Origin of the sequence: Bradyrhizobium sp. BR2003 (genome assembly GCF_009720285.1) — a bacterium.
In the GTDB taxonomy this organism is placed as follows: domain Bacteria; phylum Pseudomonadota; class Alphaproteobacteria; order Rhizobiales; family Xanthobacteraceae; genus Bradyrhizobium; species Bradyrhizobium elkanii.
Genome location: NZ_SMYJ01000048.1, coordinates 63,067 through 83,755 on the forward strand (window position 1 = coordinate 63,067; position 20,689 = coordinate 83,755).

The following is a 20,689-nucleotide window of genomic DNA, read 5'->3' on the forward strand; positions in this document are numbered from 1 at the left end:
TGCGGCGCGGCGCTACGCCTCCACGCTGAGCTCGGCGCGGTCGAGCTCTTCCTCGACCAGATGGAATGCATCGTCGCCGATCGCCTCGGTGCGGCGCAGATTGAGCAAGGCCTGACGCGCCGCGGCAATGGCGCGGCGGCGCAGCGGATCCGACGGCAGCTCGCGTGAGGTCAGGCCGCCGTCGGGATCATTCTCGGCGCGCAGCAGCACGGCGCGATATTCGAGCCGCAGAATCTCGGCCTCTTCCGACGGGTCGGCGTCGATTTCGTCGAGCGCGGCGCGAAACACCACGCCGCGGGCATGGGCCGCCTCGCGTCCGACCGGATCGTCGTCGGCGAAATTCAACGCCAGGATCAACGGCCGCAGCGTCAGCCCCTGGATCACGAGCGAACCGAGCACCACGGCGAACGCCGTCAGCAGGATCAGATCGCGATACGGAAACCATTCCGGCAACGCAAACGCCGCCGCCAGCGTGACGATGCCGCGCATTCCGCACCAGGACACGATGAAGCCGCGCTTCAAGGTCGGCACGGCGTCCACCACATGGGCGGGCAGCAGGTTGCGCGCCTTCAGCGTGCGCAGCAGCGCGCCGTAAGGCATCACCCAGAGGATGCGGGCGAGGATCACGACGGCGAGGATCGCGGCGGCAAAGCTGCAATATTTCCACCGCACCTCGTCGTCGAGCCCGGACCAGATCGGGCGCAACTGCAGGCCGATCAGCATGAAGGCGAGCACGTTGAGCACGAACACCACGGTTTCCCACACCGCGTAGGACGACACGCGCAGCCGCGCCGATGTGCGGGCCGGCGCGGTGCGCGAGATGGTGATCGCATAGGCGATGATGGTGAGGATACCGGACAGCCCGAGATGCTCGGCAATGATCCACACCATGAAGGTACCGCCGAACTGCGTGATGATCGCGCTCGGCGCCTCGGTGATGCGGCGCGTGATCATCATCCAGACTTGCGCGAACAGGAAGCCGGCGGCGAGGCTGCCGACCAGCGCAATCGTGATGGACGGCACGAACTCGCGGATTTTCATGTGCTCGGCGGCGACCAGGCCGACCGCCACACGATAGATGAGCAGCGCGCTGGCATCGTTGAGCAGGCTTTCGCCTTCGAGAATTTTCTGGATCCGGTAGGGCAGGTTGACCTGGCGCAGGATCGCGGTGGCTGCGGCCGCATCCGGCGGCGCCACGATGGCGCCGAGCGCGATCGCAACCGCCCACGGCATGTCCGGGCGCAGCCAATGCGCGACCACCGCGACCGCCGCCGTCGTGACGCCGACCGCGACCACCACCAGCGTCGAGACCGGCAGCCAGTTGTTGCGGAGATCGCGCAGCGAGGTGTCGAACGCGGCATCGAGCAGCACCGGCGCGACGAACAGCGCCAGCGCCAGTTTCGGTTCCAGCGCCCAGGTCGGGGCCCACGGCAGCAGCGTCAGCAGCACGCCGCCGAGCGCCAGGAAGGTCGGGTAGGGCACCTTGATCCGCCGCGCCAGCGCCGACAGGGCCACCGCTGCGAGCAACAGGCCGATGATCCATTCGAATGTGAGCAAGCCGAACCCCCGATGCAGCCGATCGTCGCAATTGACGTATAATCCAGCGTGTGGTTTTGCGGCAAATGGCGCGCTGCCGGGCATCAGAGGCCGGTGGTTCGGGGGCAAGAGAGGAATGACTTGTCGGCGATCGGGATGCGACACAAACGCGCAAATCTGGCCGTGATGCTGATCTGCGTTGGCCTGTCGGGCGGGCTGATGTCGGGCGTTGCGCGCGCCACCGGCAGCGAGCCGGGCGAGGATGTGCAGGCCAATGCCGGCCCCTGCATCGCGGCGGCAGCGGCGGCCGATGATGACAAGATCATCGACGTCTGTGGCGCGCTGATCGACAATGAGAAGACGGCGCGGCCGGATCGCGTCAAGGCGCTGATGGCGCGGGCGGGCGCCTATGACCGCAAGCAGATGATCGAGCGCGCGATCGCGGACTACGACACCGCGCTCAAGCTCGATCCACAGCTTGCCGATGCGCATAATGCGCGCGGTGAGCTGTGGCGCCGCAAGGGCGACCGGCCGAAGGCGATCTTGGATTTCGGCGCGGCCGTCAAGCTCGACCCCAATCACGCCGCCGCCAAGGCCAATTACAAGTCGCTGTCGCTGGAGCTGGAGCGGATCGGCGCCATGATGGCGGTCGCCGGCAAGCCGAGCTTCGATTGCCGCAAGGCGCGCCGGCCGGTGGAGAAGGCGATCTGCGCCAATCCCACGCTTGCCGATCTCGATCGCGAGATCGTCGCATCGACCTTCCGCACGGTGCGCGAGGCGCAGAATCCGCGCCAGGCGCGCGAGCTGCAGCGCGAGCAGGATCAGTTCATCGCCCGCCGCAATGCCGACTTCGGCAAGCCGGGCTACGAGCTCGAAAAGGCGATGCGCGAGCGGCTGCAGCGGATCAATGGCGTCGACGGCTACTAGAGCATGATCCGGAAAAGTGGAAACCGGTTTTCCGAAAAGATCATGCTCAAACAGGGAGATGAGATCATGATGCGATTCCGTGCAAACGCATCATGATTTAGTGCTCCGTTCCGATCGAAGCGGAACGGGGCTCTAGATTCTTGTTTTGACGCGTTTTCTTCACGCGAACCGGTACCCACTTCGCTCGAAAACGCCTTGCTCCGACCCGGCCGAAGGTCGCGGTCATTTCGGCTTGAAACGGCGCCACTTCCCGTGACAATGGTCGGCAAATGACGCGCGACCGCGCGAGGGAGAAACGCGATGAATATCCAGCAGAGCCGGTATCATGAGGTGTATGCCCGCTCGCTTCGGGACCCCGAGGGCTTTTGGGCGGAAGCGGCGCGCGAGATCGACTGGATCGAGCCGACCAAGAAGATCCTCGATCCCTCCGTGGGCGCCTATGGCCGCTGGTTCGCCGGCGCCGTGGTCAACACCTGCCACAACGCGCTGGATCGCCATGTCGCCGGCGGCCGCGCCAGCCAGGTCGCGCTGATCCACGATTCGCCGCTCACCAACACGATCACCAAATTCACCTATTCCGAATTGCTGGAGGAGGTGCAGACGCTGGCCGCGGTGATGCAGGATTTCGGCGTGGCGAAGGGCGATCGCGTCATCCTCTATATGCCGATGGTGCCGGAGGCCGTCGTCGCGATGCTCGCCTGCGCGCGGATCGGCGCGGTGCACAGCGTGGTGTTCGGCGGCTTCGCGGCCAAGGAGCTTGCGACCCGCATCGATGATGCCAAGCCGAAGCTGATCTTCTCGGCGAGCTGCGGCATCGAGCCCGGGCGCATCGTGCAATACAAGCCGCTGCTCGACGAGGCGATCCGCCTCGCCGGCAGCAAGCCCGAGACCTGCATCATCCTGCAGCGGCCGCAGCAGGCTTGCGAACTCACCGCGGGCCGCGATCATGACTGGGCGACGCTGCGCCAGGCCGCGTTCGACGCCGGCAAGGCCGCGCCCTGCGTGCCGGTCGCCGCGACCGATCCGCTCTACATCCTGTACACGTCGGGCACGACCGGAGTCCCGAAGGGCGTGGTGCGCGACAATGGCGGCCATCTCGTCGCGCTGAAATGGTCGATGCACAATCTCTACGGCGTGAAGCCCGGTGAGATCTGGTGGTGCGGCTCCGACATCGGCTGGGTGGTCGGCCATTCCTACATCGTCTACGGCCCGCTGATCCACGGCGCGACCACCATCATGTACGAGGGCAAGCCGGTCGGCACGCCGGATGCCGGCGCGTTCTGGCGCGTGATCTCAGAGCACAAGGCGGTCGCCTTCTTCACCGCGCCGACCGCGTTCCGCGCGATCAAGAAGGAGGACCCCGAGGGCAAGTTCATCCGGAATTACGATCTCTCGAGCTTCCGCACCCTGTTCCTCGCCGGCGAGCGCGCCGATCCGCCGACGGTGGAGTGGGCCGAGCAGCAGCTGAAGGTGCCGGTCATCGATCACTGGTGGCAGACCGAGACCGGCTGGTGCATCGCGGGCAATCCGGTCGGGCTCGGCCAGCTGCCGGTCAAGCACGGTTCGCCGACGGTGCCGATGCCGGGCTATCAGGTCGACATCGTCGACGAGGCGGCAAAGCCGGTCGGGGCCGGCACGATGGGCTCGATCGTGATCAAGCTGCCGATGCCGCCGGGCTGCCTGCCGACGCTGTGGCAGCAGGACGACCGCTTCAAAGACGCCTACCTCTCGGAATTCCCCGGCTACTACAAGACCTCGGATGCCGGCTACAAGGACGAGGACGGCTATGTCTGGGTGATGGGCCGCACCGACGACATCATCAATGTCGCCGGCCACCGGCTGTCCACCGGCGGCATGGAGGAGATCCTCGCCTCGCATCCCGATGTCGCCGAATGCGCCGTGCTCGGCGTCAAGGACGCGATCAAGGGCGAGGTGCCCTGCGGCTTCCTGGTGCTGAAGGCCGGCGTGACCAAGGCGCCCGCCGAGGTCGAGAAGGACGTCGTGGCGCTGGTGCGCGACAAGCTCGGGCCGGTCGCCGCGTTCAAGCTCGCGATCACGGTGGCGCGGCTGCCGAAGACCCGTTCCGGCAAGATCCTGCGCGGCACCATCAAGAAGATCGCCGACGGCGAGTCCTGGACCATGCCGGCGACGATCGAGGACCCGAAGGTGCTCGACGAAATCGGCGAGGCGCTGAAGGGGAAGGCGTAGCTCGACGTCGTGTTGCTGGCTCGCTGTTGAGACAGCACGTCGTGTGGCACCCTCCTCCCTAACCCTCCCCCGCAAGGGGGGAGGGAACCCTTCCGCCGGTGGCTTCTTCACACAAGACGAGCTGAGGGTACGCAATCGATAATGCTGCATCTTGTGAGGTGAGCACGCTAGTCAGGCTCCCGCCCCCTTGCGGGGGAGGGTTGGGGAGAGGGGTAAGCCCCGGGGCGCGATGGACGATGAGGGCACCATCGCGCAATCCGGCCGCGCACCCTCGAAACCCATCGGAAGCAAAACGGCCTTGATTTTGATGGATTGCCGGGTCATCCCGGCCTTCGCTGTCATATGCCACGAGATACGGACTCAAGGATGCGATCCATTTCCGCACGCGCGCCTCTCGCCTTGCTGCTCGCCCTGCCGCTTCTGGCGGGCTGTCTCGAGCGCGGCCGATCTCCGATCGCGGAGAGCATGGGTGACGACGATCAGTATTGCCAGGCCGGCGGCAAGGTTGCGGTCGGCTCGCCTGATTACGTCGCCTGCCGCAAGAACCGCGACGTGCAGCGCCAGAACGCCGAAGCCCGCACCGATCGAAGGCAGCGCGATCTCGGCGAATACATGATGAACAATCCGGACCGGCACTGAGCCGCGCCGACGGTCTCCGTCACGTCCATCGCATGCGCTTCCAAACAAAAACGCGGCGGGTCGCCCTGCCGCGTTTCGGATTCTGCTTTTCGAGTTGCGCGGCCCGCGCTTACTCTTCCTCGTTGTCGGGCTTCTTGCCGCCGATCGTCTTCAGCTTGGCGAACACGGCATCGACGTTGAGATCGTCGTGGCGCTCGATCGGCTGGTCGTCGAGCTCGTCCTTGCGCGTGGTCTCGGAGGCCGGCAGCAGCGTGGCGCCGCCATAGACGGTGGTGGTCGGCTTCTCCTTGGCAGCGCGCTGCACCTCGAAATCGAGCTCGATCTGCGAGCACAGGCCGAGCGTCACCGGGTCCATCGGGGTCAGGGTCGAGGCGTTCCAGTGGGTGCGGTCGCGCACGCTGGCGATCGTGGTCTTGGTGGTGCCGACCAGACGCATAATCTGGGCGTCCTTCAACTCGGGGTGGTTGCGCACCAGCCAGAGGATCGCGCTCGGCCGCTCATGGCGGCGCGACACCGGCGTGTAGCGCGGGCCCTTCTTCTTGGCGGCGGACGGCAGCACCACCTTGCTCTCCTGCAGCTTGAGGCGGTAATTCTGGTCGCGCTCGCCGCGCTCGATCTCCTCGCGGGTCAGCTGGCCGTTGGAAATCGGGTCCATGCCCTTGATGCCCTGGGCGGCGTCGCCGTCGGCGATGGCGCGGACCTCGAGGGGGTGCATTTTGGTAAAATCGGCCACCTGATCGAAGGTCAGGGCGGTATTGTCGACCAACCACACGGCAGTCGCCTTCGGCATCAGCGGTGCGTTGCTCATGGCAAATCTCCTTTGTGCTTCGCCCACCTCTGTCGAGGCGAAGCTGGTAGTCATCGGCGATGACGGGAATTATGAGCTGTATATAAGCCCTGAGGGGGGAATGGCGCAATGGGCGAGTAAAATCGCCTTGACAGCGCCCGAAAGCAGTCCCAAGTCGTTACCACAACTGGCCGTTCCCCGCCCGCCTGGCGAGGGGTGATTCGGTCCGAAATTGCCCCGAGACAGCCCGATGTCAGCGAAAAAACCCGATCTTAAAATCGTGCTTTGTTCCCCCCGCGGCTTTTGCGCCGGGGTGGTCCGCGCCATCGACACGGTCGAACGCGCCCTCACCATTTACGGTGCCCCGGTCTATGTCCGGCACGAAATCGTCCATAACAAGTATGTGGTCGACAGCCTGAAGACCAAAGGCGCCATTTTTGTCGAGGAACTGGCCGAAATCCCCGACGATACCAACGCGCCGGTGGTGTTTTCGGCCCACGGCGTTCCCAAGTCGGTTCCCGCCGAGGCCAAATCCCGCAATTTCTTCTCGCTGGACGCGACCTGCCCGCTGGTGACCAAGGTCCACCGCGAGGCGGCGATCCATTTCAAGCGCGGCCGCGAGATCCTGCTGATCGGGCATTCCCATCACCCTGAGGTGGTCGGCACCTTGGGCCAGTTGCCGGCCGGTGCCGTGACCCTGATCGAGACCGCCGAGGACGCCAAGACCTTCGTCCCCAAGGACCCCGACAACCTCGCCTTCGTGACCCAGACCACGCTGTCGATCGACGACACCGCGGAGATCGTGGCGCTGCTCAAGCAGCGCTTCCCGAACGTCAACGGTCCGCACAAGGAAGACATCTGCTACGCGACCACCAACCGCCAGCTCGCGGTGAAGAAGGTGGCGCCGGTGGTCGATGCCCTGATCGTGGTCGGCGCGCCGAACTCGTCGAACTCGCAGCGCCTGCGCGAGGTCGCCGAGCGCGAGGGCTGTCCGATCGCCGTGCTCGCCCAGCGCGCCAGCGACATCGACTGGCAGCGCTTTGAAGGCATCACGAGCCTCGGCATCACCGCGGGCGCCTCTGCGCCGGAGGTGATCGTCGAGGAGATCATGGGCGCCTTCGCCGAGCGCTACGAACTGCACGTGGAGACGGTCTCGGCCGCGGAAGAGAACGAGTTCTTCCCGCTGCCGCGTTCGCTGCGGCCCGACGCTGCCGCGGCGGAATAGACCATATGGCGGTCTACACCGACGTTGCCGCCGAAGACCTCGCGGAATTCCTCAAGAGCTACGACATCGGCGAGCTGCTCTCCTACAAGGGCATCGCCGAGGGCGTCGAGAATTCGAACTTCCTGCTGCACACCAGCCAGGGCGCCTACATCCTCACGCTCTATGAGAAGCGCGTGGCGGAGGACGACCTGCCGTATTTCCTGTCGCTGATGGCGCATCTCGCCGAGCGCGGCGTGTCGTGTCCGCAGCCGGCGCGCAACCGCAAGGGCGAGGTCACCAGCCGGCTCGCCGGCCGGCCCGCGGCGATCATCAACTTCCTCGAGGGCGTGTGGCCGCGGCGGCCGAACGTGGCGCATTGCGCCGGCGTCGGCGGGGCGCTGGCCAAAATGCACGTTGCCGGCCGCGATTTCCCGCTGGTCCGCAACAATCCGCTGTCGGTCTCCGGCTGGCGGCCGCTGTTCGATCTCGCCGCCGCGCGGGCCGACAGCGTGCAGGCCGGCCTGCACGATTTCATCGTGCGCGAGCTCGATCATCTCGAAGCCGCCTGGCCGGCGGATCTGCCGGTCGGCGTCATCCACGCCGACCTGTTTCCCGACAATGTCTTTTTTCTGGGCGACAAGCTCTCGGGCCTGATCGACTTCCCGTTCGCCTGTAACGACATCCTGGCCTACGACGTCGCGATCTGCCTCAACGCCTGGTGCTTCGAGCCGGATCATTCCTTCAACGTCACCAAGGCGCGCGCATTGCTCAACGCCTACGGCCGCGAGCGCCCGCTGTCGGCGGCGGAAGAGGCCGCGCTGCCGCTGCTCGCGCGCGGTGCCGCGATGCGTTTCCTGCTGACGCGCCTGGTCGATTTCCTCAACGTGCCCGAAGGCGCGCTGGTGCAGCCGAAGGACCCGCTGGAATATGTCCGCAAGCTGCGCTTCCAGCAGAATGTCGCGAGCCTGCGCGATTATGGCATCACGCCGGCCGGGTGCGCGGCGTGAGCGACAAGCCGCATGTGATCGTCTTCACCGATGGTGCCTGCTCCGGAAATCCGGGGCCGGGCGGCTGGGGCGCGATCCTCAGATTCGGCGAGGTCGAGAAGGAATTGAAGGGCGGCGAGCCGCACACTACCAACAATCGCATGGAGCTGATGGCGGCGATCTCGGCGCTGGAAGCGCTGAAGAAGCCCTGTGTGGTCGATCTCACCACCGACAGCCAGTATGTCCGCCAGGGCATCACCGGCTGGATCCATGGCTGGAAGCGCAACGGCTGGCGCACCGCCGACAAGAAGCCGGTCAAGAATGTCGAGCTGTGGCAGCGGCTCGATGCCGCGCTGAAGCCGCATGAGGTGCGCTGGCACTGGATCAAGGGCCACGCCGGCCACGCCGAGAACGAACGCGCCGACGAGCTGGCGCGCGAGGGCGTGGCGATGGCGAGGTTGAAAAGTTAGGGCGCGCCGCTTTCTGCTATCGCCATTCCCACAACTGTCATCGCCCGCGAAAGCGGGCGATCCAGTATTCCAGAGACGGTGGTGATTGAAACGAGAGGCCGCGGCGTACCGGGTCGCCCGGTCGAGCCGGGCGACGACAGTTTAGTTTGCTGCGAAAGCGTCAGCTCAGAGCTGCCCGAGCAGCGTGTCGCCGCCGGAGACCTCGACCTTGCCCGGGGCGGGCTCGAGGTTGAGCTTCTTCACCACGCCGTCCTCGACCAGCATCGAGTAGCGCTTGGAGCGGATGCCGAGGCCGTTGCCGGAGGCGTCGAGCTCCATGCCGATCGCCTTGGCGAAGTCGGCATTGCCGTCGGCGAGGAATACGGCTTCGTCGCGCTGGTCGGTGTCGCGCTTCCACGCGTTCATCACGAAGGCGTCGTTGACCGAGACGATCGCGATGGTGTCGACGCCCTTGTTCTTCATGGCATAGGCGTTGAGGAAGATGCTCGGCAGATGCATCTTGTGGCAGGTGCCGGTGTAGGCGCCGGGCACGGCGAACAGGGCGACCTTCTTGCCCTTGAAAATATCGTCGGTGGTTTTGACCTGCGGACCCTCGGCGGTCATCACGCGAAACTTGGTTTCCGGCAGCTTGTCGCCAACATTAATCGTCATCGTTGTTCTCCCTCGGTGAAGCGGAATTGTCTTAGACCCGGCGATTGGACGGCACAATACGGCCTGCTGCGAGAACGGCAATGCCTGAGGTGAGAGCGTTTTCGAGCGACGTGGATACCGGTTCGCGTGAAGAAAACGCGTCAAAACAAGAATCTAGAGCCCCGTTCCGATTCAATCGGAACGGAAAAGGCTCTGGTCACCGTTCCGTCATCAGCCGGAAAACCCGCCGGCGTCGAGAAAGGCCTGCTCCTCGGCCGCGGTCTGCCGGCCCAGCACGCGATTCCGGTGCGGGAAGCGGCCGAACCGGCGGATGATGTCGGCGTGGTCCTCGGCGTATTTCAGGTTGTCGGGATGGCAGTCATACTGCCGGAACAGCGCCACGCAGCGCTGCTGGTCGGCGAGGTCCTCCGAATGCTCGAAAGGCAGATAGAGGAATTCGCGCAGTACTGGGGCGGTCCGCGCATCGACGCCGCGGTCGATGGCGCGCGTTGCGACCTCACGCGCCAGCGCATCGCTTGAAAAGGCCTTGGCGTCGCCTCGAAACAGGTTTCGGGGAAACTGGTCGAGCACGATGGTCAGCGCCAGCGCACCGTCGTCGCTGGCCTCCCACGACGACAATTCGCCGGCAGCCGCCTTCTGCCAGGTGGCGAGGAAGCGGCTGCGGATCTCCGCATCGAAGCTGTCGTCGCGCTTGTACCAGCGGTCGCGGCCGGCATTCCGCCAGAAACCAAGCACGTCGGCCGGCGTCGCGAGGCTTGCGTCAGACATCGAATGTCAGTCCACTCACGCCTTAAGCCGCAGCCTTCTTCTCGTCGCGCAATTCGCGGCGCAGGATCTTGCCGACATTGGTCTTCGGCAGGTCGGTCCTGAACTCGATCTGCTTCGGTACCTTGTAGGCGGTGAGCTGGGTAGCGCTGAACCTGATGACGTCCTCGGCGGTGAGGTTCGGGTCCTTCTTGACCACGAAGGCCTTCACCGCCTCGCCGGACTTCGCATCGGGCACGCCGATCACGGCGCATTCGAGCACGCCCGGATGGCTTGCGATCACTTCCTCGATCTCGTTCGGATAGACGTTGAAGCCGGAGACCAGGATCATGTCCTTCTTGCGGTCGACGATCTTGGTGTAGCCCTTCTCGTCCATCACGCCGATGTCGCCGGTGCGGAAATAACCGTCCGCGGTCATCACGCGCGCGGTTTCGTCCGGCCTGTTCCAGTAGCCCGCCATCACCTGCGGACCCTTGGCGCAGATTTCGCCGGCCTCGCCGATCGGCAACTCATTGCCGTCGTCGTCGCGGATCGAGAGCCAGGTCGACGGGACGGGAAGGCCGATCGTCCCGGAGAACTCCTCGATCGTGGCAGGATTGCACGTCAGGGTCGGCGAGGTCTCCGACAGGCCATAGCCTTCCGACAACGAGATGCCCGTGACCTTCAACCATTTCTCGGCGACCGGCCTTTGCGTCGCCATGCCGCCGCCGTTGGCGATCTTCAGTTTGGAGAAGTCGAGCTTGTCGAATCCGGGCGTGTTCAGCAGGCCATTGTAGAGGGTGTTGACCGCCGGGAAGAAGCTGACCTGGTACTTCGACAGTTCCTTGACGAAGCCCGCCATGTCGCGCGGATTCGGAATCAGCAGATTGGTGCCGCCGCAGCGCATGCCCAGCAGATAGCACGCGGTCAGCGCAAAGACGTGGTAGAGCGGCAGCGCGCAGACGATGACCATCTGTTCGACGATCGGCGGTTTCGCCAGTGCCGGCTGCAGCCAGGCGTCGTTCTGCAGCACGTTGGCCAGGATGTTGCGATGGAGCAAGGTGGCGCCCTTGGAGACGCCGGTGGTGCCGCCGGTATATTGCAGGAAGGCGACGTCATCGAGCGTCAGCGCGGGCTTGTTGAGCTTCAGGCCGCGGCCGGCCGACAGCGCCTCATTGAAGCCGACGGCGCCTGATATCGACCAGGCCGGCACCATCTTCTTGACCCGGCGCACCACCAGATTGACGATCACGCCCTTGAAGCCGAGCAGGTCGCCCATGCTGCCGACGATGACGTGCTTGACCGAGGTGTTGGGCAGCACCTTCTGTACGGTGGTGGCGAAGTTCTCCAGCACGATGATCGACTCCGCACCGGAATCCTTCAGCTGGTGCTCGAGCTCGCGCGGGGTGTAGAGCGGATTGACGTTGACCACGGCAAAGCCGGCGCGCAGCACGGCGGCGGTCGCGACCGGGTATTGCAGCACGTTCGGCATCATCAGCGCGACCCGCGCGCCCTTCTGCAAGCCCTTGCTCTGCAGGTAGGCGCCGAGCGCCGCCGACATCTCGTCGAGCTCGCGATAGGTGATCGCCTTGTCCATGCAGATGAACGCCTTGCGATCGGCGAATTTCTTGAAGCTCTCTTCCAGCAGTTCGACCAGCGACGAATATTGCGTGACGTCGATATCGGCGGGCACGCCGGCCGGATAATGCTTGAGCCAGATGCGCTCCATGATGGTCAATCCCCTCTCTCAAATTTGGCTGATGTCCCGGATTGCTTCCGGGTTTTCCGACCTTCGGCCGCGCTATTTCAGGCAGTATTGAGCGATGCCGCGGCCGATGGCAAGCCGCTGCGCGTTATCGACGCATTGGAAGAAACGACGGGTGGGGGACCGCTAGCCGGCCGGCTTGGCGTCGGCTTTCGGCTTGTCGGCGGCCTTGGGTTTGTCGGCCGCGGTCTTGGGCTTGTCAGCCGAAGTCTTGGGCTTGGCAGCCGGCTTTGCCGCCGCCGGCTTGCCGGTGGGCTTTGCGGCGGCGGGCTTGTCCGCGGCCGGCTTCGCAGCTGCGGCATCCGGCTTGGCGTTGGCGTGACGCACGGGCTTCGCCGCCGGCTTGTTGTCCGACTTGGAGGCGTTCTTGGAGGCGTTCTTGGAGGCGTTCTTGGAGGTGTTCTTGGAGGCGCTCTTGGCGTCGGCCGTCGCGTCATCGGTCGCATCGGGCTTCTTGCCCGCGACGCGGCTGTGCTTGCCCTTGGCCCGCTTGACCGGCTGCATCTTCTCGGTGTCGGCCTCGACCGCGGCGATCAACGCAGCCCCGGTCTTGGTCGGCCCCGTATAAACCACGACCGGTTCGGAGGCCGCGGCGGGCTGTGCCAGCATGTCGGCCGGCTTGGCCGGCATCGCGGCCTGCAGGCCCGAGGCGAAGAAGCTGACGCCGCCGTCGCCATTGGTGCTGGAGCTTCCGGCGCTGGCAATGGTGTCCTCCGCGTCCTCGTCGCTGGCGGGCCGCTTGTGCTTGGGGCCGCACATCTCCTCGCGCAGGTTCGGCGGCGTGGAATCGATCGGCACCAGATTGTCGACGGTGCCGAGCGAGGGCCGCAGCCACGCCAGCCCGTTATTGGCAAAGCCGCGATCCAGGAGCTGCGCGGCGCGGATCGCGCGCATGCGGCCCGAGGAGGCGCCGAGCACTACGGCGATCAGCCGCTTGCCGTCGCGCGTCGCCGACGCCACGAGATTGTAGCCGGAGGCGCAGATGAAGCCGGTCTTGAAGCCGTCGGCGCCGGGATAGCGGCCGATCAGCTTGTTAAAGTTCTGGGTGATGCGGCGGCCGAAGCGGATCGAGGGGATGTGGACGAAATACTCGTATTCCGGCAGGTCGCGGATGATGGCGCGGGCGAGGATCGCCATGTCGCGCGCCGAGGTGATCTGGCCGTCGGCCGGTAGGCCGTTCGGATTGACGTAGCTCGTTTGCGTCATGCCGAGCTTTTGCGCGGTCTGGTTCATCATCCCGGCAAAGCCGTCGATCGAACCGCCGATGCCCTCGGCCAGCACCACGGCCATGTCGTTGGCCGACTTCACCAGCATCATCTTCAGCGCGTTGTCGACGGTGACCTGGGTGCCGGGCCGGAAGCCCATCTTCGAGGGCGACTGCGACGCCGCGGTCGGCGACACCGTGAGCAGCGTGTCGAGCGAGACGCGGCCGTCCTTGACCGCCTTCAGCGTCACATAGGCCGTCATCAGCTTGCTGAGCGAAGCCGGGTACCACGGCATCGTCGCATTATCGGCCTGCAGCACCTTTCCGGAATCGGCCTCGACAACCAGCAGCGCCTCGGCTTGCGCCATTTGCGGCGCGGCGACGGCGAGCATCGCGACGGCCAGAATCCATTTCAATGACGGGCGAGGAAGGTGCACGAATCCGGTTCCGGTCCTTTGAGACCCGCCTTGAAAAAGGAGGTCTTGCGATTGTGACGTACGGGTTTCAAGCGTGTCCGGCGCCGCATTGCGGCGATGCAAACCCTATACCGGCTTGCCAGCAGAGAACAGAGGCCGGGAAATTATATCGTGGACGAAATCGGCTGAATTTCGGCAGCCGCCTCAATTGGAAAGGCGAGAATTATGGTGTCTCGATGCCGGCGCGCGCCTGTTCCTGGACCATGAACTGGGCCCGCGCGAGCTCGGCAAAACGCCCGCCTTTCGCCACCAGTTCATCGAAAGTTCCGCTTTCGATCACCCGCCCCTGGTCGAACAGCAGGATGCGGGTGGCGTGGCGGATGGTGGAGAGGCGGTGCGCGATAACGAAGGTGGTGCGGCCCTTCATCACTTCATCGAGAGCGGCATTCACCTTGGCCTCGGTGACGGCGTCGAGGGCGCTGGTGGCCTCGTCGAGGATCAGGATCGGCGGATCCTTCAGCAGCGCACGCGCGATCGACAGCCGCTGGCGTTCGCCGCCGGACAGCATGCGGCCGCGCTCGCCGGCATGGGTATCGAACTTCTTTTCGCTGCGCTCGATGAAATCCAGCGCCTGGGCGCGCGCCGCGGCGGTACGCAGCTCCTCATCAGCCGCGTCGGGCTTGCCGACGCGCAGATTGTCGGCGAGCGAGCGGTTGAACAACAGCGCCTCCTGGAACACCACGCCGATGTTTCGCCGCAGCGCCGTCAGCTTCAGCGCGCGTATGTCCATACCGTCGATCCTGATGATGCCCGATTGCGGATCGAACGCGCGGTGCAGCAGCGCGATCGCGGTGGATTTGCCGGCGCCGGTCGAGCCGACCAGCGCGATGGTCTGGCCCGGTAGGGCGGTGAAGCTGAGATCCTCGATCGCCGGCCGCTTGCCGTCATAGGAGAACGAGACGTCGTCGAACTCGACGAGGCCGGACAGCCGTCCGGGATCGACCGCGCCGGGCCGGTCGCGCACCGCCGGCACCGCATCGAGCACGTCGAAGAACTCCTGCAGGCGCGGCGCTTCCATGAACACGTTGTTGATGAAGCTCACCACCTGCTCGAGCTTCTGGATCAGCATGGTGGCGAACGAGACGAACATCACGATCTCGCCGACCGTGGTGAGGTCCTGGTTATGCAGCGCGATGCCGACGGTGAAGATCGCGAGCACCGTGATCGTGGTCGAGGCGCGCGTGATCACGGTGACCAGTGCCCACCATGACAGCACCGGCATCTGCACCGCGAGCAGCTTGTCGGCGACGAAGCGCAGGCCCTGCACCTCGGAATCGATCCGCACGAAGCTCTGCACCAGCGCGACGTTGCCGAGCGCGTCCGAGGCGCGCGCCGAGAGGTCGCTGTAATAGGCCTCGACCTCGCTCTGCATGCCGTAGGTCTTGCGCACCACCAGCGTGGTCAGCACGGTGAACACGACGCAGAGCCCGAACAGCAGGATCGCCAGCCGCCAGTTGATGTAGAGCGAAAGCGGCAACAGCACGATCAGCGACATGATCGCGGCGAAATGCTCGCGGAAGAAGCCGAGCCAGAGCCGCCACAGCGCATCGGTGCCGTTCAGCATCACCTTCATCAGCCGCCCGGAATGGGTGCCGGAATGGAAGGTCAGCGGCAGCTGCAGGATGTGCTCGAAATAATCGGTCAGCACCGCCTGGCGCTGGCGGTGCGCCAGCCGGTCGGCCTGCAGCGCCACGATCGCGCTGCAGCCGATCGTGAACAGGCCGAACGCCGCCCAGGCGACGAGCAGCGGCCATGCCGAGGAGGTCGCGAACAGTCCGGTGACCGGCCGGCCCGACAGCACGTCGACGATCTTGCCGAACAGCACCGGCTCGGCGAATTGCGCGCCGGCGAGCAGCACGTTGGCGATGGCCAGGATCCAGCCGAGCCGCGCCTCCTTGCCGAGCAGTTCGAGGACGCGGGTATAGAGGCGAAGCATGGACATGCCGGCAGGACTCGTCAGCGGTGGGCGCCCGGTCAGGCGGGATGCAATCTAATCAGGGTTCGCCAGCGAGGACCAGCGGGGCGACGATGCATAACGCTCCGTCATGGCCGGGCTTGTCCCGGCCATCCACGTCCTTCTTGCTAGCGGTGACGAAAGACGTGGATGCCCGGGACAAGCCCGGGCATGACGACGAAGTGGGCTAGCCTCAATTCACCAGCCGGGCGTCGATCGGCGGCAGGAAAGCCTCGTCGAAGATGTCGGCGGCGTGCGGCCGCTTCTGGAATTTGAAGTCCTCCGCGAGCTGGTCGACCGAGCGCTCGAAGCGCTCCGCCTCGATGCCGCCGATGCCGTCGCGCTTCACCTCGCTGGTCAGGATGTTGTCGCGGATGATGGCGTTCAGCCGCTCCAGCTCCAGATCGCGCGAGCCGCCATCCATCCGGCTCGCGACCTCGCCGGCGGCGCGGGCAGGATCCTTGACCGCGAGGTTGGTGCCGCCGATCGCCGCGCGCACGAATCCCTTCACCGCATCCGGCTTCGCGGCGGCAAGGCGCGGGCTGACGATCACGGCAAAGCCGTAGGCCTCGCAGCCATAGTCGGCGAAGCGCAGCACCGCGAGATCGTCGGCGGGCACGCCGCGATCGCGCAAATTGATCGCCGAGAGATAGGAGAAGCCGGTGACGGCATCGATCTGGCCGGCGGAGAGCATCGGCTCGCGTACCGCGGCGCTGATCGTGCTCTCCTTCACGCTCGACAGCTTGATGCCGCTCTGCTTCGCGACCGCGGGCCACAGCCGGATCGAGAGGTCGCCCTCGGCGACGCCGAGGCTCTTGCCCTGCATGTCGGTCAGCGTCCTGATGCCGCGGCTCCTACGCGCGATGATCGCATAGGGCGCCTGGTTGAACAGCACGAACACCGCCTTGACGGGCGCAGCACCAGGCTTGTCGCGAAAGCGGATCAGCGAGTTGATGTCGACGAGGGCGAAATCGCTCGAGCCGTCGGCGACGCGCGCGATGGCATCCGCGGAACTGGTCGCGACGTTGGTGCCGACCGCAAGGCCCTCGGCGCTGAACAAGCCGCCGGTCGACGCCATCACGAATGGCGCTGCGGCGGCATCAAGCGGACGGTCGAGCGTGAACTGGATGGCGAGCGGCGGCGGCAGGTCGCTGGCGCGCAGCGGCGCCAATGCCGGCCACACGCCCCCCGCGAGGCCGATCATGCCGGCCAGTATCCAGCGGAGAACGGTGGTCCGACTTACCTGCATCATGACATCCGGGAGGCGAGACAAAGTGCCGCGCCGGCGCGCCTGCTTCATGACATCGAATGCGCCAGAGCAAGCGTCAATTTCAAGCGTTAATTGCAGGCATTTTGCCCCAGGCAAGGTGAACGGTCGATGACTGCCAGGCTTCGGCTTGCCATGTTTTCACCTCAGGTCGTTCAGCTTGCATTCGGTTTGGGGAACCTAATCTGGAGGCAGTGGGTTAGCTAACCAAGGCCCGTCGGGCCGGCTCCCACAAAGGATGACTGCAATGTTTGCGCGAAAAGGTGTTTTTTCGTCCATTGGCCGCGCAGCCACATTGGCAACGGTTGCCGCGGTGGCGTTGACGGCCGTCGAGCCGACGATGGCGTTCGCAGGCTCTGCTTCGGCAGGCAAGGCGACCGCTGTGACGACGTCACAAGGCACGAGCGGCGCGACCGACATCAGTGCCCGCCGTCGCTACTATGGCGGTGGTGGCGCAGCGGCTGCGGCTGCGTTCGCCGGGATCGTCGGTACGGGTCTCGCGATCGCCGCAGCCCAGAGCCGCCGCGACTATTACGACTCCTACGGCTACTATGGTGGCCCGGGCTACTACGGTGGTCCCGTCTACTATGGTGGCGGCCCGGTCTATTACGGCGGCGGACCGTACTATGGTTACCGGGGCTATTACGGGCGGCGATCGCAACTGCCGTATCAGCCGTACTGACCGCCGTCGGCGGTTCTCAGAACTGTCACAAAGCATCCGATCCACCGGCCGCGCGCCGGTGGATTTTTTCGTCGTCGCCGTTAACACGCTGGCGACGCGTTTCGACTAGGCTCGAAGCATGAGTGATTCGATCGAGCGGCTTTACCAGGCGGTGATCGCGGCCAAGGATCTTGATCCGGCTACGTCGCGCACGGCACGGCTGTTCCAGCGCGGGCCGGCCAAGATGGCCAAGAAGCTCGCCGAGGAAGCGATCGAAGTCGTGATCGACGCCGTCAGCGGCAAGTCGGATGCCGTCATTCGCGAAAGCGCCGACCTGTTCTACAACCTCGCCGTTCTCTGGGCGTCGGCCGGCGTGAAGCCGGAGGATGTCTGGCGCGAGATGGAGCGGCGCGAACGGCTGCTCGGGATCGCCGAGAAGCTGCCGAAGTCGCCGGTCAAGCTGCCCAAAACGGCGCCGGTCCCGGTGGCTCGGCGCCGAATTGTCGCGCTGGAGAGCCGGCTGCGCAAACGGCAGCCGTAAATCAACCAAATTCGGCCCAATCCCGGCATGGACAAATCCGCTCCATGATGGTTCATCGCGCCCATGTTGAAACGGACTTACGACTGGTGCGTCGACGCGGCCGACAAGCCCTATGCGCTGTGGATTCTCGCGGCCGTCGCCTTCGCTGAGAGCTCCTTCTTCCCGATCCCTCCCGACATCATGCTGCTGCCGATGTCGCTGGCGCGGCCGAAGCGGGCGTGGTGGTTCGCGGCGGTCTGCACGGCGGCGTCAGTTGCCGGCGGCGTGCTCGGCTATGCGATCGGCGCACTGCTCTACGACTCGCTCGGGCAGTGGCTGATCCATCTCTACGGCCTCTCCGACAAGGTCGACGCGTTCCGCGCCTCCTACGCCGAGTGGGGCGCCGTGATCATCCTGCTGAAGGGACTGACGCCGATCCCCTACAAGCTCGTGACGATCACCTCGGGCTTTGCCGGTTACAACATCTGGCTGTTCATCCTGTGCTCGATCGTCGCGCGCGGCGGCCGCTTCTTCTTCGTCGCGGTGCTGCTCAACCGCTATGGCGATTTCATCCGCGCCGAGCTCGAGAAGCGGCTCGGCCTGTGGGTCGCGATCGGCGCGGTCGTGCTGGTGCTGGGCTTTGTTGTCGCATTCAAGCTGATCTAGTGTGCTGAATGCGAAGTTCGTGCGATTTCGCGGCAACCACTTTCACGAACTTCGCATTCATAAAGCACACTAGAATCATAAGTTTGCTAGTGTCCTTATCGAATCCGAAGTTCGCTCCGAAGATGCGGCAAATGATGCGAACTTCGGATTCGGGACACTAGCGACGGACCGCTTGCGGCTTTGCCTGCGCGCGGCTTCGGGTTACGCTTGGCGCGATGGCTGAAGGAATCGCGGACCTGCTCGATCCTGCCGGGCTCACGCTCGCCAGGCTCACGTGTGCAAAGGCGCGCATTGCGCTGTCGGGTCTTGTGCTGTCGGGCCTTGCGCTGTCGATGACACTGACGACCTTCGACCACAGCTGGGCCCAGACAGCGCCGCCGGCGCTTGGCGTGCAGTCGCCGCCGCAGCAGCCGGTCCCGCCTCAGCAGCAGATCGAGCTGCCGCCAGCGCCGGTCGAGCGCGAGAATCCCGGGCTGATCAACGAAATCGGAAAGCTGTTCGAGAAGTCGAAATCGGCGCTGCCGCCGCTGAAGAGCCCCGGCGAGACCATCAACGAGCTGTCGAACATCGCGCGCCCCTCGACGGTGGTGACCGGACGCGCGCCCTGCGTGGTGGCCTCGAACGGTGCGCCGGACTGCAAGATCGGCGCCGACCGGCTGTGCCAGAGCAAGGGGTTTCGGGAAGGCAAGGGCATCGATACCGACGCCTCCGAGAAATGCTCGCCGCTGGTCTATCTGCCGGGCCACAAGCGCGGCCCGAACGACTGCAGGACGGAAAATTTCGTGACACGGGCGGTCTGCCAATAGCGGCGGCCAGGCTTTGCGTCTGGGATGCCAGGCACCTGCGAAAACACGGGTTTCGGATGAGGATTTGTCACCCTTTTTGCAGCGCAAAAACGCAATACTTGACACTGGAAAGATTGCCTTGTTGGTATGACGATCAGCATTCGAGACCAACCGACCAACGCTTGAGGATCCGCTTCAAATGTCCATGCCTGCTCTGTTCAAGGGCCGCCTGTCTCTTCCCGTGATCGGGGCGCCGCTGTTCATCATCTCCGTGCCCGACCTCGTTATCGCGCAGTGCAAGGCCGGCGTGGTCGGCTCGTTTCCGGCGTTGAACGCGCGGCCGCCGGAGCTGCTCGACGAATGGCTGTACCGGATCAAGGAAGAGCTTGCCGCCTATGACAAGGCGCATCCGGAGCGGCCGTCGGCGCCGTTCGCGGTGAACCAGATCGTGCACAAGTCGAACAACCGGCTCGATCACGACATGGCGCTTTGCGAGAAGCACAAGGTGCCGATGATCATCTCCTCGCTCGGCGCGCGCGAGGAGCTCAACCAGGCGGTCCATGGCTGGGGCGGCATCGTCTTCCACGACGTGATCAACCAGAAGTTCGCGCACAAGGCGATCGAGAAGGGCGCCGACGGCCTGATCCTGGTCGCGGCCGGCGCCGGCGGTCATGCCGGCACGCTGTCGCCGTTCCCGTTCGTGGCGGAGACGCGGCAATGGTTCGATGGGCCGATCGCGCTGTCGGGCACCATCTCCAACGGCCGCGCCATCCGCGCGGCCCGCATCATCGGCGCCGACTTCGCCTATATCGGCTCGGCCTTCATCGCGACCAAGGAGGCGAACGCGGTCGAGGGCTACAAGAGCATGATCACCAATTCGTCCGCCGAGGACATCGTCTACTCCAACCTGTTCACCGGCGTGCACGGCAATTATCTGAAGCCGTCGATCGTCGCAGCCGGCATGGATCCGGAAAACCTGCCGACCTCCGATCCCTCGAAGATGAGCTTCGGCACCGATGCATCCGGCGAGCGCGCCAAGCCGAAGGCCTGGAAGGAGATCTGGGGCTCGGGCCAGGGCGTCGGCAGCATCTCCAAGGTGGTGCCCGCAGCCGAGCTGATCGCGCGGTTCAGGAAAGAGTATGAAGAGGCGATCGATCCGGCACTTGCCTGAAGAGCGATGAGATCATGATGAATCATCATCCCGCTTCAGCTCTTCATTTCAGCATGATCTCGTCGGAA

19 protein-coding genes are annotated in these 20,689 nt (G+C 65.1%); 11 read left to right on the plus strand and 8 right to left on the minus strand.

Going from position 1 to position 20,689, the window contains the following annotated elements:
• Positions 1 to 12 precede the first annotated feature (12 nt).
• Positions 13 to 1,557 carry a cation:proton antiporter gene (locus E2I15_RS37045; protein ID WP_028342605.1) on the minus strand — a complete coding sequence of 515 codons (1,545 nt, stop codon included), beginning with the start codon at positions 1,555 to 1,557 and terminating at the stop codon, positions 13 to 15.
• Between the two features lie 135 nt (positions 1,558 to 1,692).
• Between E2I15_RS37045 and E2I15_RS37050 the strand changes: the two genes are divergently transcribed.
• From E2I15_RS37050 to E2I15_RS37065, 3 genes are all read left to right on the plus strand, one after another.
• Positions 1,693 to 2,463, plus strand: coding sequence for a tetratricopeptide repeat protein (locus E2I15_RS37050; protein ID WP_137476712.1), 771 nt, complete (start codon positions 1,693 to 1,695; stop codon positions 2,461 to 2,463).
• A 300-nt stretch (positions 2,464 to 2,763) separates the two neighbouring features.
• Entirely contained in the window at positions 2,764 to 4,671 is a 1,908-nt protein-coding gene (locus E2I15_RS37060) for a propionyl-CoA synthetase (protein ID WP_137476714.1), read from the plus strand.
• Positions 4,672 to 5,037: 366 nt separating this feature from the next.
• Positions 5,038 to 5,310: a hypothetical protein gene (locus E2I15_RS37065; protein WP_075969207.1), complete on the plus strand. Its 273-nt coding sequence runs from the start codon at positions 5,038 to 5,040 to the stop codon at positions 5,308 to 5,310.
• A gap of 109 nt (positions 5,311 to 5,419) precedes the next feature.
• On the opposite strand, the gene E2I15_RS37070 is transcribed toward E2I15_RS37065, so the two are convergent.
• Positions 5,420 to 6,118, minus strand: a complete 699-nt coding sequence (locus tag E2I15_RS37070) for a DUF1013 domain-containing protein (protein ID WP_170991393.1) — start codon at positions 6,116 to 6,118, stop codon at positions 5,420 to 5,422.
• A gap of 229 nt (positions 6,119 to 6,347) precedes the next feature.
• On the opposite strand from E2I15_RS37070, the gene ispH reads away from it, so the two are divergent.
• The 3 genes from ispH to rnhA are packed head-to-tail and all read left to right on the plus strand — an operon-like array spanning position 6,348 to position 8,757.
• Entirely contained in the window at positions 6,348 to 7,322 is a 975-nt protein-coding gene (ispH, locus tag E2I15_RS37075; protein WP_137476716.1) for a 4-hydroxy-3-methylbut-2-enyl diphosphate reductase, read from the plus strand.
• Positions 7,323 to 7,327: 5 nt separating this feature from the next.
• Complete coding sequence (locus tag E2I15_RS37080) at positions 7,328 to 8,308, plus strand: homoserine kinase (protein ID WP_137476717.1); 981 nt, start codon at positions 7,328 to 7,330, stop codon at positions 8,306 to 8,308.
• Entirely contained in the window at positions 8,305 to 8,757 is a 453-nt protein-coding gene (rnhA, locus tag E2I15_RS37085; RefSeq protein ID WP_028342599.1) for a ribonuclease HI, read from the plus strand. Before E2I15_RS37080 ends, rnhA begins: the two co-directional genes overlap by 4 nt.
• 165 nt (positions 8,758 to 8,922) lie before the next feature.
• Here rnhA and E2I15_RS37090 read toward each other — a convergent pair whose 3' ends face one another.
• The 6 genes from E2I15_RS37090 to E2I15_RS37120 all read right to left on the minus strand — a co-directional run bounded on the left by E2I15_RS37090 (position 8,923) and on the right by E2I15_RS37120 (position 16,800).
• Positions 8,923 to 9,408, minus strand: a complete 486-nt coding sequence (locus E2I15_RS37090) for a peroxiredoxin (RefSeq protein ID WP_137476718.1) — start codon at positions 9,406 to 9,408, stop codon at positions 8,923 to 8,925.
• A 210-nt stretch (positions 9,409 to 9,618) separates the two neighbouring features.
• Entirely contained in the window at positions 9,619 to 10,176 is a 558-nt protein-coding gene (locus E2I15_RS37100; protein ID WP_137476719.1) for a DUF924 family protein, read from the minus strand.
• Between the two features lie 22 nt (positions 10,177 to 10,198).
• On the minus strand, positions 10,199 to 11,881 hold the full coding sequence (locus E2I15_RS37105) for a long-chain fatty acid--CoA ligase (protein ID WP_137476720.1): 1,683 nt from the start codon (positions 11,879 to 11,881) through the stop codon (positions 10,199 to 10,201).
• A gap of 162 nt (positions 11,882 to 12,043) precedes the next feature.
• The gene (locus E2I15_RS37110; protein ID WP_422109810.1) at positions 12,044 to 13,558 is read right to left on the minus strand and encodes a D-alanyl-D-alanine carboxypeptidase family protein; all 1,515 of its coding nucleotides are present in this window, start codon (positions 13,556 to 13,558) and stop codon (positions 12,044 to 12,046) included.
• Positions 13,559 to 13,760: 202 nt separating this feature from the next.
• Positions 13,761 to 15,539 (minus strand): glucan ABC transporter ATP-binding protein/ permease, encoded by a 1,779-nt coding sequence (locus E2I15_RS37115; RefSeq protein ID WP_137476721.1) that lies wholly within the window; start codon positions 15,537 to 15,539, stop codon positions 13,761 to 13,763.
• A gap of 205 nt (positions 15,540 to 15,744) precedes the next feature.
• Positions 15,745 to 16,800, minus strand: coding sequence for an ABC transporter substrate-binding protein (locus E2I15_RS37120; protein ID WP_246667900.1), 1,056 nt, complete (start codon positions 16,798 to 16,800; stop codon positions 15,745 to 15,747).
• 265 nt (positions 16,801 to 17,065) lie between these two features.
• On the opposite strand from E2I15_RS37120, the gene E2I15_RS37125 reads away from it, so the two are divergent.
• The 5 genes from E2I15_RS37125 (at position 17,066) to E2I15_RS37145 (ending at position 20,621) form a co-directional block, all read left to right on the plus strand.
• Complete coding sequence (locus E2I15_RS37125; RefSeq protein WP_026192198.1) at positions 17,066 to 17,500, plus strand: hypothetical protein; 435 nt, start codon at positions 17,066 to 17,068, stop codon at positions 17,498 to 17,500.
• 118 nt (positions 17,501 to 17,618) lie between these two features.
• Positions 17,619 to 18,020: a phosphoribosyl-ATP diphosphatase gene (hisE, locus tag E2I15_RS37130; RefSeq protein WP_018269659.1), complete on the plus strand. Its 402-nt coding sequence runs from the start codon at positions 17,619 to 17,621 to the stop codon at positions 18,018 to 18,020.
• A 63-nt stretch (positions 18,021 to 18,083) separates the two neighbouring features.
• Positions 18,084 to 18,665 carry a YqaA family protein gene (locus E2I15_RS37135; RefSeq protein ID WP_137476723.1) on the plus strand — a complete coding sequence of 194 codons (582 nt, stop codon included), beginning with the start codon at positions 18,084 to 18,086 and terminating at the stop codon, positions 18,663 to 18,665.
• A 215-nt stretch (positions 18,666 to 18,880) separates the two neighbouring features.
• A complete protein-coding gene (locus E2I15_RS37140) occupies positions 18,881 to 19,471 on the plus strand; it encodes a hypothetical protein (protein WP_137476724.1) in 591 nt (196 codons plus the stop codon).
• A gap of 178 nt (positions 19,472 to 19,649) precedes the next feature.
• The gene (locus E2I15_RS37145; RefSeq protein ID WP_137476725.1) at positions 19,650 to 20,621 is read left to right on the plus strand and encodes an NAD(P)H-dependent flavin oxidoreductase; all 972 of its coding nucleotides are present in this window, start codon (positions 19,650 to 19,652) and stop codon (positions 20,619 to 20,621) included.
• Positions 20,622 to 20,689 lie beyond the last annotated feature (68 nt).

Excerpts from the sequence above, each read along its gene's own strand:
- E2I15_RS37100 (WP_137476719.1), bottom strand. The coding sequence starts at position 10,176 with ATGTCTGACGCAAGCCTCGCGACGCCGGCCGACGTGCTTGGTTTCTGG.
- E2I15_RS37145 (WP_137476725.1), top strand. The coding sequence starts at position 19,650 with ATGTCCATGCCTGCTCTGTTCAAGGGCCGCCTGTCTCTTCCCGTGATC.
- E2I15_RS37050 (WP_137476712.1), top strand. The coding sequence starts at position 1,693 with ATGCGACACAAACGCGCAAATCTGGCCGTGATGCTGATCTGCGTTGGC.
- hisE (WP_018269659.1), top strand. The coding sequence starts at position 17,619 with ATGAGTGATTCGATCGAGCGGCTTTACCAGGCGGTGATCGCGGCCAAG.
- E2I15_RS37135 (WP_137476723.1), top strand. The coding sequence starts at position 18,084 with ATGTTGAAACGGACTTACGACTGGTGCGTCGACGCGGCCGACAAGCCC.
- E2I15_RS37065 (WP_075969207.1), top strand. The coding sequence starts at position 5,038 with ATGCGATCCATTTCCGCACGCGCGCCTCTCGCCTTGCTGCTCGCCCTG.
- E2I15_RS37115 (WP_137476721.1), bottom strand. The coding sequence starts at position 15,539 with ATGTCCATGCTTCGCCTCTATACCCGCGTCCTCGAACTGCTCGGCAAG.
- ispH (WP_137476716.1), top strand. The coding sequence starts at position 6,348 with ATGTCAGCGAAAAAACCCGATCTTAAAATCGTGCTTTGTTCCCCCCGC.
- E2I15_RS37080 (WP_137476717.1), top strand. The coding sequence starts at position 7,328 with ATGGCGGTCTACACCGACGTTGCCGCCGAAGACCTCGCGGAATTCCTC.
- E2I15_RS37140 (WP_137476724.1), top strand. The coding sequence starts at position 18,881 with ATGGCTGAAGGAATCGCGGACCTGCTCGATCCTGCCGGGCTCACGCTC.
- E2I15_RS37125 (WP_026192198.1), top strand. The coding sequence starts at position 17,066 with ATGTTTGCGCGAAAAGGTGTTTTTTCGTCCATTGGCCGCGCAGCCACA.
- E2I15_RS37120 (WP_246667900.1), bottom strand. The coding sequence starts at position 16,800 with ATGCAGGTAAGTCGGACCACCGTTCTCCGCTGGATACTGGCCGGCATG.
- E2I15_RS37105 (WP_137476720.1), bottom strand. The coding sequence starts at position 11,881 with ATGGAGCGCATCTGGCTCAAGCATTATCCGGCCGGCGTGCCCGCCGAT.
- E2I15_RS37060 (WP_137476714.1), top strand. The coding sequence starts at position 2,764 with ATGAATATCCAGCAGAGCCGGTATCATGAGGTGTATGCCCGCTCGCTT.
- E2I15_RS37070 (WP_170991393.1), bottom strand. The coding sequence starts at position 6,118 with ATGAGCAACGCACCGCTGATGCCGAAGGCGACTGCCGTGTGGTTGGTC.
- E2I15_RS37090 (WP_137476718.1), bottom strand. The coding sequence starts at position 9,408 with ATGACGATTAATGTTGGCGACAAGCTGCCGGAAACCAAGTTTCGCGTG.